Source organism: Streptomyces koelreuteriae (assembly GCF_018604545.1).
In the GTDB taxonomy this organism is placed as follows: Bacteria; Actinomycetota; Actinomycetes; order Streptomycetales; family Streptomycetaceae; genus Streptomyces; species Streptomyces koelreuteriae.
Genome location: NZ_CP075896.1, coordinates 7,428,040 through 7,441,802, shown reverse-complemented (window position 1 = coordinate 7,441,802; position 13,763 = coordinate 7,428,040). Strand labels below are relative to the sequence as shown.

The following is a 13,763-nucleotide window of genomic DNA, read 5'->3' as shown; positions in this document are numbered from 1 at the left end:
GGACCGCAGCGACCACAGGAGAGTTCCACTCATGACGACGAACCCGGCCGAGAGACTCGTCGACCTGCTCGACCTGGAGCAGATCGAGGTCAACATCTTCCGCGGCCGCAGCCCGCAGGAGTCCCTGCAGCGGGTCTTCGGCGGCCAGGTGGCGGGCCAGGCCCTGGTCGCCGCCGGCCGCACCACGGAGGGCGACCGCCCGGTGCACTCGCTGCACGCGTACTTCCTGCGCCCGGGCATCCCAGGTGTGCCGATCGTCTACCAGGTCGAGCGGGTGCGCGACGGGCGGTCGTTCACGACCCGCCGGGTCACCGCCGTGCAGCAGGGCCGGACGATATTCAATCTCACCGCCTCCTTCCACAAGCCGGAGGAGGGCAGCTTCGAGCACCAGCTGCCGCCGGCCCGCAAGGTCCCGGACCCGGAGTCCCTGCCCACGGTCACGGACGAGATCCGTGAGCACCTGGGCGCGCTGCCCGAGCAGCTGGAGCGGATGGCCCGCCGCCAGCCCTTCGACATCCGCTATGTGGACCGGCTGCGCTGGACCACCGAGGAGGTCGAGGACTCCGAACCGCGCAGCGCGGTGTGGATGCGCGCGGTCGGACCGCTGGGCGACGACCCGCTGGTCCACACCTGCGCCCTCACCTACGCCAGCGACATGACCCTCCTGGACGCCGTCCGCATCCCGGTGGAGCCGCTGTGGGGCCCGCGGGGCTTCGACATGGCGTCCCTGGACCACGCGATGTGGTTCCACCGCCCGTTCCGCGCCGACGACTGGCTGCTGTACGACCAGGAGTCGCCGATCGCGGTCGGCGGCCGCGGTCTGGCCCGGGGCCGGATCTACGACACCGAGGGCCGGCTGGTCGTCTCGGTCGTGCAGGAGGGACTCTTCCGCAAGCTGGACTGACCGGTTCGCGGCCCGTCCGGCCCGGCCTTGCGCCGCTCGGGGCACGCGCGCTTCGGCACTCCGTTCGCGCCCGTGCCCCGATCCGGTGACCATGGCAGGAGGAGGCACCGCAGGCGTCACACGCCCGCCGATCCGGGAGGTGGCCACGCTGCACACCGTGCTCCCCGTCGTCTTCGCGGTCTGCGCGGCCCTCAGCAACGCCGTCGCGACGGTGCTGCAACGCAAGGCGGCGCTCACCGTGCCACGCTCCCAGGGGCTGCGGGCCGGGCTGATCCTCGATCTGCTGCGCCGGCCCGTGTGGCTGGCCGGCATCCTCGCGGTGATCGGCGCCGCCGTCTGCCAGGCGCTGGCGCTGGCTACCGGGCCGCTGACGATCGTGCAGCCGCTGTTCGTGCTGGAGCTGCCGCTCACCCTCATCGTTGCCTCTCTTCTGATGCACCGGCATCTGCCGGGCGCGGGCTGGCTGGCCGTGGCGGTTGTGGTGGCAGGGCTGGCGGTGGCGCTGGCCGCCGCGTCCCCCTCGGGCAATCGCACCCATGTGGAGCTGGACCGCTGGATTCCGGCGCTCGCCGTGTGCGCGGGCGCGGTCGTCGCCCTCGCCCTCGCCGCCCTCAAGCGCCCGGAGGGCCGCGCCCGGGCCGCCTGCCTGGGTGCCGCGACGGCGATCAGCTACGCGGTGACCGCGGCCCTGATGAAAGCCGCCATGCACATCCTGGATGAGCAGGGACTCGTGGGTTTCTTCACCGCGTGGCAGACGTACGCCTTCGCCGCGACCGGCGTGTGCGCCCTGTTTCTGCTGGAGAACTCCATGCAGGCCGGCCCGCTCGTCGCCTCGCAGCCCGCCCTCACCCTCGGCGACGCGCTGGTGAGCCTCGCCCTCGGCATCCTCCTGTACGAGGAGACGATCCGCTCCGGGTGGTGGCTGCTGCCCCAGTTGTTCGGCGTCGCGCTGATCGCCGCGGGGGTGCTCGCCCTGGCACGGATCCCGCTCACCCAGTCGCTGGTGGCTCCGGGTGAGGCTCCGGGCGGGGAGCGTCAGACAGCGGGAGCACCCTGAGCCGAGGAGGTCACGATGGAGCGTCTCAGTGAACAGGTGGCGATCGTCACCGGTGGGGCCGGGGGCATCGGAGCCGCGGTGTCCCGCGCCCTCGCGGCCGAGGGCGCCTCCGTGGTGGTCACCGACATCCGGGACACCGAGGGGGCGGACCTGGCGGCCGGCCTCGGCGGCCGTTCTCGCTACCTCCATCTGGACGTCAGCCGCGAGGACGACTGGCAGCGGGCCCTCGCCGAGACGGAGCGGGACCTGGGCCCGGTCTCGGTCCTGGTCAACAACGCGGGGATCGTCGACTGGGGCCCGATGGAGGAGCAGAGCCCCGAGGCCTTCCGCCGGGTCGTCGACGTCAACCTCACGGGCGCCTGGCTGGGCATGCGGGCGGTGGCACCGTCGCTGCGTCGGGCCGGGGGCGGTGTGATCGTGAACATGTCCTCCCTTGCGGGGCTGACCGCCTACGCAGGTGTCGGGGCGTACGCGGCCGGCAAGTGGGGCCTGCGGGGCCTGACGAAGGTCGCCGCGCTGGAACTCGCGCCCGACCGGGTCCGGGTCTGCTCCGTCCACCCCGGTGCCATCCGCACCCCGATGACGGCCGGCTTCGGCGACGCGTACACCGCGGGGCAGCCCATCCCCCGGTTCGGCGAGCCCGAGGAGGTCGCCCGCATGGTGCTCTTCATCGTCGCCGAGGCGACCTTCTCGACGGGCTGCGAGTTCGTCGTGGACGGCGGCATCCTGGCCGGGGCGCCGACCGTTCTGAATCCTGACGAGTGACCGATCAGGGTTCCTGGAGCACGGACAGCACATTCCCGGCGGGGTCGGTGAACCAGGCGATCAGCGGACCGCCGCCGCGGAAGATGCCCTTCTCGTCTGGCTTGAGGTGGTCGTAGTGCTCGAACTTCACGCCTCTCTTCGTCAGCTCGTCGACCGCGGCCTCGATGTCGTCGACGGGGAAATTGAGGATGGTGAACGATGCGGGAGTGTGGTCCTGCTTGGGATAGACCAGGGTGTCCCGGTCGCCAGCGATGTGCAGGAACAGCAGGCCGTTCTCCTCCGACACCCGGAGTCCGAGGGTGTCGCCGTAGAACGCCTTGGCCGCGTCGATGTCGTTCACCGAGAACCCGCTGAACGCCTTCGTCTCACTGAACATGATCGCCTCCTGGAATGGTCTCCTCAGAATTCCGACCGGGATGCGTCCGCAAACTCATCGCTTTTCATCCTGAATGTCGCCGGCCTCTGCGGTGCAGCCATCCCAGAAGGCCGTGTGGAGGAGTGCGGTCCGGGGCCTCGGGCCGGTCTCCGGCCGGAGCCGGGGGTGGCGCGGTCGGCTCTGCGGGTGATGCCGGGGCGGGTTCACGGGCCGGTTCCGGGACGGGACGCGGTGCCGGGTGGTGCCTTCGCGCGGTCTCCATCGTGTGAGCCAGGTCCGCCAGGAACCAGGCCACTTCGTCCGGCTCGCTCGCCGTCATCAGGGTCTCGGCCCGTTCCGCGGCGGGTGAGCCGGGGGCGCCGTGCGCCGGGAGGCGGGGACGGAGGAGGTCCAGGTGGGCGCGCTCGTAGGGGTCCGTGACGGCTTCCGCCACGTCGGCGGGGTCGAGAAGAGCGGCGACGGCCGCCGCGTGAGCCCACGCGTCGTGCCCGTCCTGCCGCGTCAGGAACCCGACCTGGCGTCCCCGCCAGTTGCGGGGCCGCCGGTCCAGCCCGTCCTTCTGCCCTTCCCGGATCTGTGCGGGTGTGCGCCCCTTCAGCAGCCGGGCGTTGCTCCCCTCTGCCGCGAACTGCCGGAGTTCCTCGGCCAGATACAGCCAGACGACCGCCCGGTAGCGGTTGAGGTAGAACCTGACCGGCACGAGCAGGCCGTAGCGGGCGAGACTCGTGAATCTGGCGGGCGTCACGCCCAGAAGTCCGGCGCCCTCACTGGTGCCGACGGTCGCGACGCGCTCGCGCAGCACCTCCGGGAAGCGGTCCTCGGCGCGCAGCCGGTCGATCTCGGCGCGGGCGACGCACAGCCCTCCGCCCCCTTCGTCCGGGACGGTCCGGATGAGCCCGAGATTCACGGCGAGGTCGAAGTCACCGCGCTTGAGGTCGAGTTCGCGGGCGGCCCGGCTCGGAGCGAGGATGAGGCGGTCGGGTTTCGCGATGGTGCCTGACATGGTCGGTCTCCCCCGTGGAGTCGGCGGCTCACGCCGTGTGCGGTCGCCGTGAGAAAACCGTAGCCGATCCGGCACTCTGCGTGACGAGCCTGTGGATAACTCCGCGAGGGAAGACGACTCCGCAGGTCAGACGTCTGTGGCCGGTTTCCGTTCGGGCTGGCGGGCATCCACGTCCAAGTGCTCGCCGACCCGGTTCACCAGAAGGGTCATCTCGTAGGCGATCTGGCCGATGTCGGCCTCGGCGCCGCTGAGGACGCACAGACAGCTTCCCGTGCCGGCCGCGGTGACGAAGAGCACCGCGTCGTCGAACTCGATCATCGTCTGGCGTACGCTGCCCGCGCCGAAGTGCCGTCCCGAGCCCTTGGCCAGGCTGTGCAACCCGGACGACACGGCCGCGAGGTGCTCCGCGTCCTCGCGGCGCAGTCCCGTGCTCGCCCCGGTCACCAAGCCGTCGTTGGACAGGACCAGTGCGTGCCGCACCTGGTGGACGCGCTCGGTCAGGTCGTCCAGCAGCCAGTCGAGTCCCTGGTTCTGCGCCATGTTCCGATCTCCCCGTTTTCTCCCCGTGCGATTCTCCCCCTGGCCGGAGGATCTCCACGCCAGCCTTCCCCACGACCGCTGCCGGGGCAAGGAGGATGGGAGCCATGGCAGAGAAGATGACCGACGCGCAATGGCGGGAGTTCGTTTCCCACGGCACCCGCACCGCGAAGCTCTCCACCGTCAGGGCCGACGGGAGCCCGCACGTGGCCCCGATCTGGTTCCTGCTGGACGGGGACGAGGTGGTGTTCAACACCGGCGAGAACACCGTGAAAGGGCGCAATCTCGCCCGTGACGGCCGGGTCGCCCTGTGCGTGGACGACGACCGGCCGCCGTACTCCTTCGTCGTGGTCCAGGGCCGCGCCCGCCTGGTGAGCGACCTCGACGAGGTCAGGCACTGGGCCACCCGCATCGGCGCCCGGTACATGGGCGACGACCGCGCCGAGGAGTTCGGCGCCCGCAACGGCGTCCCGGGCGAGCTGCTCGTCCGTGTCGCCGTCGACAAGGTTCTGGCGGAGCGGGACATCGCGGACTGACCGCGCGCGTACCCCCGGTCAGCCGACCGAGTCGAGGAGCCGGGCGGTGTGCATCCGCCCGGCGTACTCGACCAGCCTGATCAGCACCTCCTTCCCCGAGTCGCGGTCCCTGGCGTCACACAGCACCACGGGCGTCCCCCGGTCGAGGTCCAGGGCGCGGGAGACGTCGGGGGCACCGTGCTGCCGGGCGCCCGGGAAGCAGTTGACGGCCACCACGAACGGGATGCGCCGGTGCTCGAAGTAGTCGACCGCCGGGAAGCAGTCCTCCAGGCGGCGGGTGTCCGCGAGCACCACCGCGCCGAGCGCCCCTTGTGACAACTCGTCCCACAGGAACCAGAACCGGTCCTGGCCAGGCGTGCCGAACAGGTAAAGGGAGAGCCCGGACCGGATGGTGATGCGTCCGAAGTCCATGGCGACGGTCGTGGTGGTCTTGTGGTCCACGCCGTCGGTGTCGTCCACCGACTGCCCCGCTTCGCTGAGCAGTTCCTCGGTGCGCAGCGGCCGGATCTCGCTGACGGCGCCCACCAGCGTGGTCTTGCCCACGCCGAATCCGCCGGCGACCAGGATCTTCAACGCCAGTGCGGCGGAGTCGCCGTCGGATGCGTCGGAGTGCTCGGAGACCATTGATCACTTCTCTCGTGTCGGGTGGGGTGTGCGTCCCTGGTGGGGGTGTGTGGTCCGCTACAGCGCCCTCAGTCCCGCGATCACCTCGCGCAGGATCCGTTCGTCGGGCAGCTGGGCCGGCGGTACGGGGCGGCTGACGGTGACGCAGCCCAGTTCCAGGAGGTCGCCGAGGAGGACCCTGATCACACCCACGGGCAGGTCCGCTCCGGCGGCGAGTTCGGCGACCGACTGGGTCTCCGGGCGGCACAGGTCGAGGAGGGTCCGGTGTTCTGGGCCGAGCGGGGCGTCGTCCACGCCGGGCGCGCCGGGGTCCAGCGTGACCAGGGCGATCAGGTCGAACCGCACGCCGGTGGGCCCGGACCGGGTGCGTCCGCCCGTCATGGCGTAGGGGCGGACGAGCGGGCCGGCGTCCTGGTCGTACCACTGGCTGCCCTGCTCGCTCAGGGTGCCCGTCATGTCCTCGGTCATCTGCGCGAACCGCTCTCTCGGCTCATCCGGCGGCGGGCGGCCGCGCGCCGGCGCGGGGCGCCGTGCCGAGGTGCTCGCCGACGCGTTTGACCAGGCGGGCCATCTCGTACGCCACAAGGCCGATGTCGGCGGTCACGGCGGTGAGCAGGGCGAGGCAGGAGCCGTCGCCGGCGGCGGCCACGAAGAGGAACGCCTCGTCCATCTCCACCATGGTCTGGCGGACCCCGCCTGCGCCGAAGTGCCGTCCCGCTCCCTTGGCGAGGCTGTGGAAGCCCGAGGCGACCGCCGCGAGGTGTTCGGCGTCCTCGCGCCGCAGACCGGTCGAGGCGCCCACGGCTAGGCCGTCGTTGGAGAGGACGACGGCATGCCGGATGTCGCTCACGCGGAGCACCAGATCGTCCAGCAGCCAGTCGAGTTCGCCGGAGCGCCGGGCGGCACGCGTGCTCGGGTCCTGGATCATGCGGGGTCTCCTTCGCTGCTGTCTCTGCCCGTCACGGGGCCGGGAGTGGCGCCGCGGCCGGGTTTCCTGCCGCCGCCGCGTGCCCAGCCGTCGCGGTACGCCGCCATGCGGTCGCGTACGACTTCGGGGGTACGTTCGTCGTCCCGGGGGGCCGGCGTGGGCGGCGGTTCCTCGGGGCGCCCCTCGCGCAACTGCGGGGCGAGGCTGGCCTGTCGTACGCGACGCGGGAGGTCCTCGGAGCCTTCGGGTTGCTCCTGGGGTCGGTGCAGTCGCAAGGTGGCGACTCCTGGGGGTGGGGTGTGGCTCGTGGGCTCGGCAGCGGCCGGGACCGGGGCCACGAGGGCGCGCCGGTCGGCCGGTGCGGGGACGACGTCCCGGAGCGGGGTGTCGTCGGGCACGCGCGCGTGGGCGCGTTCCTCGGGCCGCGGCGGATGGGCCGCCTCACCGGGGGAACGTTCCGTCGCCGCGGTGTGCAGGAGGGCGGTGGGCAGCAGGACGACGGCGGTGGTGCCGCCGTAGGGCGAGGTCTTCAGGTGGACCTTGACGTCGTGCCGGGCGGCGAGCCGGCTGACCACGAACAGGCCGAGCCGGTCGCTGTCGAACAGGTCGAGTGCCTCGGACTGCTCGATGCGCCGGTTGGCCTCGGCGAGGGTCTCCTGGCCCATGCCGAGGCCGCGGTCCTCGACCTCGACGGCGTAGCCGTTGCCGACGGGTTCGCCGGTGACGCGCACGCGTGTGTGGGGCGGTGAGAACTGCGCCGCGTTCTCGATGATCTCGGCGAGCAGGTGGGTGAGGTCGGCGACGGCCGTGCCGATGACGGCCGCTTCGGGGAGTTGCCGTACCTCCACGCGCGCGTAGTCCTCGACTTCGGAGACGGCCGCCCGGACCACGTCGGTCAGGACGACGGGCATGCGCCAGGCCCGGCCGGGGGCGGCTCCGGAGAGGATGATCAGGCTCTCCGCGTGGCGCCGCATACGGGTGGTGAGGTGGTCGAGGCGGAAGAGGTCGCTCAGTTCGTTCGGGTCGTCGGAGCGGCGTTCCATGCTGTCGAGGAGGCTCAGCTGCCGGTGGACGAGGATCTGGCTGCGGCGGGCGAGGTTGACGAAGACGCCGGAGATGCCGCTGGCGAGCTCGGCGCGTTCCACAGCGGCCCGCAGCGCGGCGCGGTGGACCGTGTCGAGGGCTTCGGCGACCTGCCCGGCCTCGTCCTCGGCGGGTGGTCCCGACGGCGCTTCCGCCCGGATGTCGATCTCCTCGCCCGCGCGCAGTCTCCGCATGGCCTCGGGGAGTTTGCGCCGGGCGATCTCCAGGGCGCCGTTGCGCAGGCTCACCAGTTCCACCACCAGGCCGCGTCCGATGCGTACGGAGATGACGAGCGAGGCGGCGACGGCGGCGAGTCCGAGCAGAACGGCGGCGCCGGCCGGGGTGAGCAGTCCTCGGGTGAACGGGTCGGCCCGTCGCGCGACGCCGCGTGCCGCCTCGTTCTCGATCGTGCGCATGCCGTGCTGCACGCGCGTGTGGGCGGTGTTCCAGGTGCTCTCGGGCACGGTCTCGACCGCCTTGGCGCCCGGCCCGCGGGCGAGGATGCCCTCCTCGGCGTCGCTCAGGCCCGCATACGCGCTGCTGTCGGCGAGGGCGTTCCACGCGGAGTGTTCGGTGCCGCGCAGGTCGGCCACGGACGACGCCGTGAGGGTGCGGCGCAGGTCGACGGCGCCGGTGAAGAGCCGCAGCCGCTCCCCGGTCAGGGTGCCGGACAGCCGGGCGCTCGCCAGCACCGCGTCCTCCTGGGCCAACGCCTCGCCCGCGCGGGCGAATTCGAGCAGCACGCGCGCGTCGGAGCCGAGGTCGGCGTCCCGGATGCCGGTGAGGGCACCACCGGCGCCGAAGGCGGCCGAGATGGTCCGGGTGTAGCGGCCGTACGTCTCGGCCCAGCCCACGCGCCGGTCCTGTACCGCGGTCCGCAGCGGCGGCAGTTCCTCGGCGCCGGTGACGAACGCCTCCAGTCGGCGGTCGACGCCGGCGGGCAGTTCCTCGCTGTCGGCGACGGTGCTGCCCTTGCCGAGGCGGAGTTTCGCGACGGCGCGATCGGTGCGCCGGGCGAGTTCGTCCAGTTCGCCGGACGGTACGGCCGACGGGTCGGTGGCGTGGCGTACGGCGGCCGCGCGTTCGGCCTGGAGGGCGGCGACCGCCGCGGAGACGGGGGCGCGGACCGTGGCGTCCACGCGCTGGACCTGCCGCAGCCGGGAGACGTCCTGGGCGGTGGTGACCGTGGCGTAGGCCCACAGGGCCAAGAGGGAGACGACCGGCACCATCAGCAGGCAGACGATCTTGGCGCGCACGGTGCGCGGGCGTATGTGCCAGCCCTCCACGCGCGTGACCGTCCCGTCCGGTGCGGCGCCCGAGGGCGCCTCCGGGCCCTCGTCGGCCGGTGGCCCGGCGTGCGCGCGGCGACCGCGCACGGGCGGGGGCGGCGCCTCGGCGCCGGTTGTGGGGCTCCTACGGGGTGTACGCATGGCTCCTCGCTCGGGAGTGGTTCGGGCCGTGCGCGGCCGGGCCGGACAGGGCCTAGGGGGCGACGCTCTCGACCGGCCGCTGGGCCGAGGCGGACGCCTCGCGCTCGCCTGCCGTCGGCGAGAGCGCGACGAAGGCCGAGGTCAGGAAGAGGTAGGACCCGAGACCGACGGCGAGGGGGAAGATGAACTGCATCGCCGTCGCCCCGGGCAGGACCGCCCCGGAGGGCGTGACCCGCACGCTCACCGCGAGCATCCCGGTGTAGTGCATGCTGCTGACGGCCGCGCCCATGATCAAGGAGGCGATGGTGACCGCGACGGGCGACTTGATGTTGAGCGCCGCCCACAGGGCCGCCGTCGCCGCGACGACGGCGATCAGGACGGAGAGCCCGACGAGCACCGGGTCGTAGGTCACGTCGCCGTGCAGACGAACGGCCGCCATGCCCAGGTAGTGCATGCTCGCGACACCGAGGCCGGTGGTGAGGCCGCCGAGGAAGAGGGCCCGGCCGCGGTCCCGGCCGTAGCCGACGGCGAAGACGCCGGCGCAGACGACGACCATGGCGACGAGCAGGCTCAGCAGGGTGAGCGGAACGTCGTAGCGGATGTCGGTGCCGGTGACGGCGAAGCCGAGCATGGCCACGAAGTGCATGGTCCAGATGCCGGTGCCGATCGCCGAGGCGGCGGTGACGAGCCAGTTGCGGCGCGAGCGCCCGGTGGCGGCGAGGGCGCGGACGGTGCAGCGCAGTCCGAGCGCGGCGCCTGTGCAGGCCATCGCGTACGACAGCACGGGGGTCAGCCACCCCAGGGCGGCGTGGTCCAGGTGTCCCATGGCCCCGGGACGCTAGACCCGGCATGGGCGCACGAAGGGGGCGCATTTCGAAAGGTGTTGGAATATGACGCAAGGATGTACCGGAACGATCGCGTCACGCTCGAACATGTGCACCGGGGCGTGATCCGTGCCGGTGAGGAATCATGCGGTACATGAGCGACGACCAGACGCGTGTCCAGGAGTTCTTCACCGCCCGCGCCGCCGACTGGGACAGCCGGTTCCCGGACGACGGTCCGGCCTACGCGGCGGCGGTCGCCGAGCTGGGACTGCGCGCGGGTGACCGGGTGCTCGACGCGGGGTGCGGCACCGGACGGGCCCTGCCGCCGCTGCGTGCCGCCGTGGGGCCCTCGGGGAGCGTCCTCGGGGCCGATCTGACCCCGGCCATGCTGCGGGAGGCCGTACGGGCCGGACGGGACCGTGACGGGCAGCTGCTGCTCACGGATGTCGCCGCGCTGCCCTTGCGGTCGCGGTCGCTGGACGCGGTGTTCGGGGCGGGACTCGTCTCGCATCTGGCGAGTCCGGCGGAGAACCTGCGCGAGCTGGCGCGTGTGGTGCGTCCTGGTGGTGTGCTGGCGCTGTTCCATCCGATCGGCAGGGCGGCACTGGCCGCCCGCCACGGCCGCCCGCTCACCCCGGACGATCTGCGGGCCGAGCCCAACCTCCGGCCGCTGCTGGCCGGTTCCGGGTGGCGCATGACGTCGTACGTCGACGAGGACACCCGCTTCCTGGCGCTCGCCGTCCGCGAGGACTGAGCCGCCGCGTCACCCTGCCTCGGTGCCCGTCGCCTCCGCCTGCCGTACGGGGCAGCCTCTGAGGCCCGGGACCGGCCGCGTGCCGAGGTCGGCGAGCCGGTATCCGTACGGGTAGCCCTTGATCTCCCAGTTCTGGCGGGCGAAGTGCGGGGCGCGCCGGGGTGCCGTCAGCCGGACGGCGCGCCCTCGCAGCCGTACGGCACGACGCACCCACGCGCGCGTGGCCGGGCTCGGCGGGGTGTAGCGGAAGGCGTGCAGGAGTGGGTCGTCGAGCAGCGCGAGGGTCGTGGTGCGCAGCAGGGGTGCGAGCGGGCGCGGGTACCAGGACGCCATCAGGTCGAGCGTGGCGTCCGAGACCCGCCGGGCGTCCGGGTCCCAGGCGAAGTGGGCCGCCTCGTAGTCGTCGAGGCAGGTCTCGAACTCCTCGTACGTCTCGGGGATGTCCTTGATGCCCATGTGCCGGCCCAGCGTGCCGTAGTGGACAGCGCTGGCGACGATCTCGTGGCGCGACATCCTGCGCCATCCGTAGGCGTCGATCCACCGTTTGGGCATCACGACGAAGGTGCAGAGCACGTAGCGCATGTCGTCGTCGCTGATGTCATAGGCGCGGTGCATCTGGTTGATGCGGCGGATCGCGGTCTTTCCCCGGTCGCTGCCGAAGCCGTGCTCGACGACGGCATCGAGGAGCAGCGAGGTGTCGTCGTAGCGCTTCTGCGTCCGCTCCGTGAGCTCCGCCGTCCGCGCGAGCAGGCGGCCGATGCTCGGTACGGCGTAGGTGCGGTACAGGGCCAGTTCCAGAGCGCGGGTGAAGTCCCAGGGGAACTCGTACGCCACGCTCAGCCGGTAGATGTCCGTGGCCTCCCGGTACGGGTCCATCCGCCGGATCCGCACCAGCCGGTCGAAGCGTCTCACCGTGTCCCCCTTCTGCCACAGGATCTCCAACTTTACGTTGGTGGCCGGGAGATGAAAGATCAGACACAACAACCGCACAGGGGGAAGGTGGTCAGCATGTGGGGCAGGTTCCGCAAGGCCGGGGGAAGAGTGGCCGACGCCTTGCGCACGGAGGCCAAGACCGACGGGGACAAACGTCCACACAACCTTTTCGAGGCCGCCGCGGTCTATGTCGCGGCGGGCGCGGAGGACGACCAGGAGCGGGCCGACGAGGCGGCCGGCTGGGTGTCGCCGGAGGCCTTGTCGTTCGGGGTGAACGAGCTGGCCTGCCGGGCCGTCATCGCGCTCGCACGGGAACGCGGCGAGTCGCCGCGGACCGTGGCCCGTGAGTTGCTGGGGCTGCCTACGGCGCCGTGAGCACGGTCCGGACGGCCGATTCGCCCCGTCCGCCGGAAAATTGCAGCTCGGGTGCGCTTGCGGGGCCGTGACAAGCGGCTTCCGCGCGCACTAGGGTGCGCGCCGTTGGACGAACCGATGGGGAGGCTGGGATGGCCGGGACGGACGAGGACGTCGTCGCCGCCGCGGACGACGCGCTCTATGTGCTCACGGCGGTACTGCTGACGCCTGCGAAGTTCCCGAGCGTCCTCGGCGACGACTATCCGGAGGCGTGCGCGGCGCTCGGTCTCGCACCGCTCGCCGAGGGATACGGGCTGGTGCTCGGCCAGGACGGCGACGGCTCCCGCTGGACCGTCGCCATCGACGACGTCTCCCTGGTCGCCGTCGCGATCGCCTCCTGGGACTGCGGCATGGAGTACGAGCTGTCGCCCGACGAGCGCTCCGTCGTCGCGGCCCTGCCAGGCTGGCCGCTCGCGGTCGCCGTCGCGGCGCCCGGAGTGCCCGCGCCGCACGATCCCGACCCGGAGGCCGACGACCGGCCGCCGCTGGCTCCGCCGGACACCACCGTCTGGGGGCCGGCCCAGCGGCGCCTGGGCGCGGACGAGATCGCGCTGCAGTGGGCGACATGGCGGGAGCAGGTCGACGACTCGGCCTTCGTTGCACCGGGTTCTTCGAAGGCGCCGGGTTCTTCGAAGGCGCCAGATACCTCGGAGGCGCTGGAGGCTTCGGAAGCACCAGGGTCTTCGGAGGCGCCGGAAGCCTCGGAGAAGCTGGAGTCCTCGACAGCGCCGGGCGACGACGAGGGCCAGGCGGCCGACACCCCGGACGAGAGCGCGGAGAAGGCTCTGCCGAGTCACAGCGGCATCCGGCGAGTCCTCGCGGAGGCCCGCACCTACATCGACTCGCCGCCGCCGCTGGGACGGGTCCGGTCGTCGTTCGCGACGGCCGACGCCCGGACCCTGCGGGCGGACGGCCCGGGCTGGTCGCTCGTGGCCAGGACCGACGACATGGCCTTCGTGCTGCTCGACGAGGAACCCGGCGAGGTCCTGCCGGTGGGCCGGGGGCCGGAGCTGCCGGGGCTCCTCGAAGCGCTCGACAAGATGGCCGTACGGCCGAACTGATCCGGGGGAATCCAGGTCGTCCGGCTGGTCCGTCTGATCCGGCGACGGTCTCGGCCGCGCCGGGTCAGCGCCTCGGCGGCCGCATTCCTAGCGGCCGATCTCCTTGCGGGTGGCTCGGCGCAGCCTGCGGCGCTGCGACGGGTCCAGCGCGAGATACGCGGCGGCCGGGACCCCCAGGATGATCAGGAGCGCTGCCCACCAGGGCAGCCAGATCAACAGGATGAGCCCGACCGCCACACCACCTGCGGCGATCTTGGCGTTCTTGGACATGTCTGTCGCCTCCTTCGCGGCCACTGCCGCTCTCTGTCTCGAAAACGGGCCCGCGCCCGCGGCGGTTCCTGACCGCGACCCTGAGACATCCCTGAGGTGCGACCCCTACACACCCCTGACCCACTCATAGTGACTCGGATCACACCTCAGTCATACCCGTGTACGCCAGACGTGCTGTACCCTCGGCGACTCCACCCCGCTAGTCAAGTTTGAGGAATTAGCCATAAGCGAGCATCCGACTCTCCCGGCACCCTCCTCCGCACT

At 72.1% G+C, this 13,763-nt stretch carries 17 protein-coding genes; 7 read left to right on the top strand and 10 right to left on the bottom strand.

All coding sequences use genetic code 11. The features are described 5' to 3' along the window. The first annotated feature begins 31 nt into the window (after positions 1 to 31). The 3 genes from KJK29_RS33630 (at position 32) to KJK29_RS33620 (ending at position 2,726) form a co-directional block, all read left to right on the top strand. Positions 32 to 904, top strand: coding sequence for an acyl-CoA thioesterase (locus tag KJK29_RS33630; RefSeq protein ID WP_215122928.1), 873 nt, complete (start codon positions 32 to 34; stop codon positions 902 to 904). 148 nt (positions 905 to 1,052) lie between these two features. Beyond that, positions 1,053 to 1,961: a DMT family transporter gene (locus KJK29_RS33625; RefSeq protein ID WP_215124544.1), complete on the top strand. Its 909-nt coding sequence runs from the start codon at positions 1,053 to 1,055 to the stop codon at positions 1,959 to 1,961. 15 nt (positions 1,962 to 1,976) lie between these two features. After that, positions 1,977 to 2,726, top strand: coding sequence for an SDR family oxidoreductase (locus KJK29_RS33620; protein WP_215122927.1), 750 nt, complete (start codon positions 1,977 to 1,979; stop codon positions 2,724 to 2,726). A gap of 4 nt (positions 2,727 to 2,730) precedes the next feature. Here the strand turns inward: KJK29_RS33620 and KJK29_RS33615 are convergent, their stop codons facing one another. From KJK29_RS33615 to KJK29_RS33605, 3 genes are all read right to left on the bottom strand, one after another. Next, positions 2,731 to 3,102 carry a VOC family protein gene (locus KJK29_RS33615; protein ID WP_215122926.1) on the bottom strand — a complete coding sequence of 124 codons (372 nt, stop codon included), beginning with the start codon at positions 3,100 to 3,102 and terminating at the stop codon, positions 2,731 to 2,733. Positions 3,103 to 3,166: 64 nt separating this feature from the next. Further along, entirely contained in the window at positions 3,167 to 4,105 is a 939-nt protein-coding gene (locus tag KJK29_RS33610) for a DUF6397 family protein (protein ID WP_215122925.1), read from the bottom strand. A 126-nt stretch (positions 4,106 to 4,231) separates the two neighbouring features. Then, entirely contained in the window at positions 4,232 to 4,645 is a 414-nt protein-coding gene (locus KJK29_RS33605; RefSeq protein ID WP_215122924.1) for a roadblock/LC7 domain-containing protein, read from the bottom strand. Positions 4,646 to 4,749: 104 nt separating this feature from the next. Here KJK29_RS33605 and KJK29_RS33600 point away from each other — a divergent pair, with 104 nt between their 5' ends. Continuing rightward, a complete protein-coding gene (locus KJK29_RS33600; RefSeq protein ID WP_215122923.1) occupies positions 4,750 to 5,178 on the top strand; it encodes a PPOX class F420-dependent oxidoreductase in 429 nt (142 codons plus the stop codon). 18 nt (positions 5,179 to 5,196) lie between these two features. Here KJK29_RS33600 and KJK29_RS33595 read toward each other — a convergent pair whose 3' ends face one another. From KJK29_RS33595 to KJK29_RS33575, 5 genes are read right to left on the bottom strand one after another with little or no spacing between them, the layout of a single operon-like run. Next, positions 5,197 to 5,802: a GTP-binding protein gene (locus tag KJK29_RS33595; RefSeq protein WP_215122922.1), complete on the bottom strand. Its 606-nt coding sequence runs from the start codon at positions 5,800 to 5,802 to the stop codon at positions 5,197 to 5,199. A gap of 57 nt (positions 5,803 to 5,859) precedes the next feature. After that, entirely contained in the window at positions 5,860 to 6,270 is a 411-nt protein-coding gene (locus KJK29_RS33590; RefSeq protein ID WP_215122921.1) for a DUF742 domain-containing protein, read from the bottom strand. Positions 6,271 to 6,292: 22 nt separating this feature from the next. Beyond that, on the bottom strand, positions 6,293 to 6,730 hold the full coding sequence (locus tag KJK29_RS33585) for a roadblock/LC7 domain-containing protein (protein WP_215122920.1): 438 nt from the start codon (positions 6,728 to 6,730) through the stop codon (positions 6,293 to 6,295). Continuing rightward, positions 6,727 to 9,243 (bottom strand): sensor histidine kinase, encoded by a 2,517-nt coding sequence (locus KJK29_RS33580; protein WP_215122919.1) that lies wholly within the window; start codon positions 9,241 to 9,243, stop codon positions 6,727 to 6,729. Before KJK29_RS33580 ends, KJK29_RS33585 begins: the two co-directional genes overlap by 4 nt. 52 nt (positions 9,244 to 9,295) lie before the next feature. Further along, positions 9,296 to 10,069, bottom strand: a complete 774-nt coding sequence (locus tag KJK29_RS33575; protein ID WP_215122918.1) for an MHYT domain-containing protein — start codon at positions 10,067 to 10,069, stop codon at positions 9,296 to 9,298. Between the two features lie 152 nt (positions 10,070 to 10,221). On the opposite strand from KJK29_RS33575, the gene KJK29_RS33570 reads away from it, so the two are divergent. Further along, positions 10,222 to 10,821 carry a class I SAM-dependent methyltransferase gene (locus tag KJK29_RS33570; RefSeq protein ID WP_215122917.1) on the top strand — a complete coding sequence of 200 codons (600 nt, stop codon included), beginning with the start codon at positions 10,222 to 10,224 and terminating at the stop codon, positions 10,819 to 10,821. A gap of 9 nt (positions 10,822 to 10,830) precedes the next feature. On the opposite strand, the gene KJK29_RS33565 is transcribed toward KJK29_RS33570, so the two are convergent. Further along, positions 10,831 to 11,733: an oxygenase MpaB family protein gene (locus KJK29_RS33565; protein ID WP_215122916.1), complete on the bottom strand. Its 903-nt coding sequence runs from the start codon at positions 11,731 to 11,733 to the stop codon at positions 10,831 to 10,833. Positions 11,734 to 11,829: 96 nt separating this feature from the next. On the opposite strand from KJK29_RS33565, the gene KJK29_RS33560 reads away from it, so the two are divergent. Both KJK29_RS33560 and KJK29_RS33555 read left to right on the top strand, forming a co-directional pair. Next, positions 11,830 to 12,129: a hypothetical protein gene (locus KJK29_RS33560; RefSeq protein WP_215122915.1), complete on the top strand. Its 300-nt coding sequence runs from the start codon at positions 11,830 to 11,832 to the stop codon at positions 12,127 to 12,129. A 131-nt stretch (positions 12,130 to 12,260) separates the two neighbouring features. Continuing rightward, the gene (locus KJK29_RS33555; RefSeq protein WP_215122914.1) at positions 12,261 to 13,229 is read left to right on the top strand and encodes a prolipoprotein diacylglyceryl transferase; all 969 of its coding nucleotides are present in this window, start codon (positions 12,261 to 12,263) and stop codon (positions 13,227 to 13,229) included. A gap of 87 nt (positions 13,230 to 13,316) precedes the next feature. Here KJK29_RS33555 and KJK29_RS33550 read toward each other — a convergent pair whose 3' ends face one another. After that, positions 13,317 to 13,499 (bottom strand): hypothetical protein, encoded by a 183-nt coding sequence (locus tag KJK29_RS33550; protein WP_215122913.1) that lies wholly within the window; start codon positions 13,497 to 13,499, stop codon positions 13,317 to 13,319. Between the last annotated feature and the right edge of the window lie 264 nt (positions 13,500 to 13,763).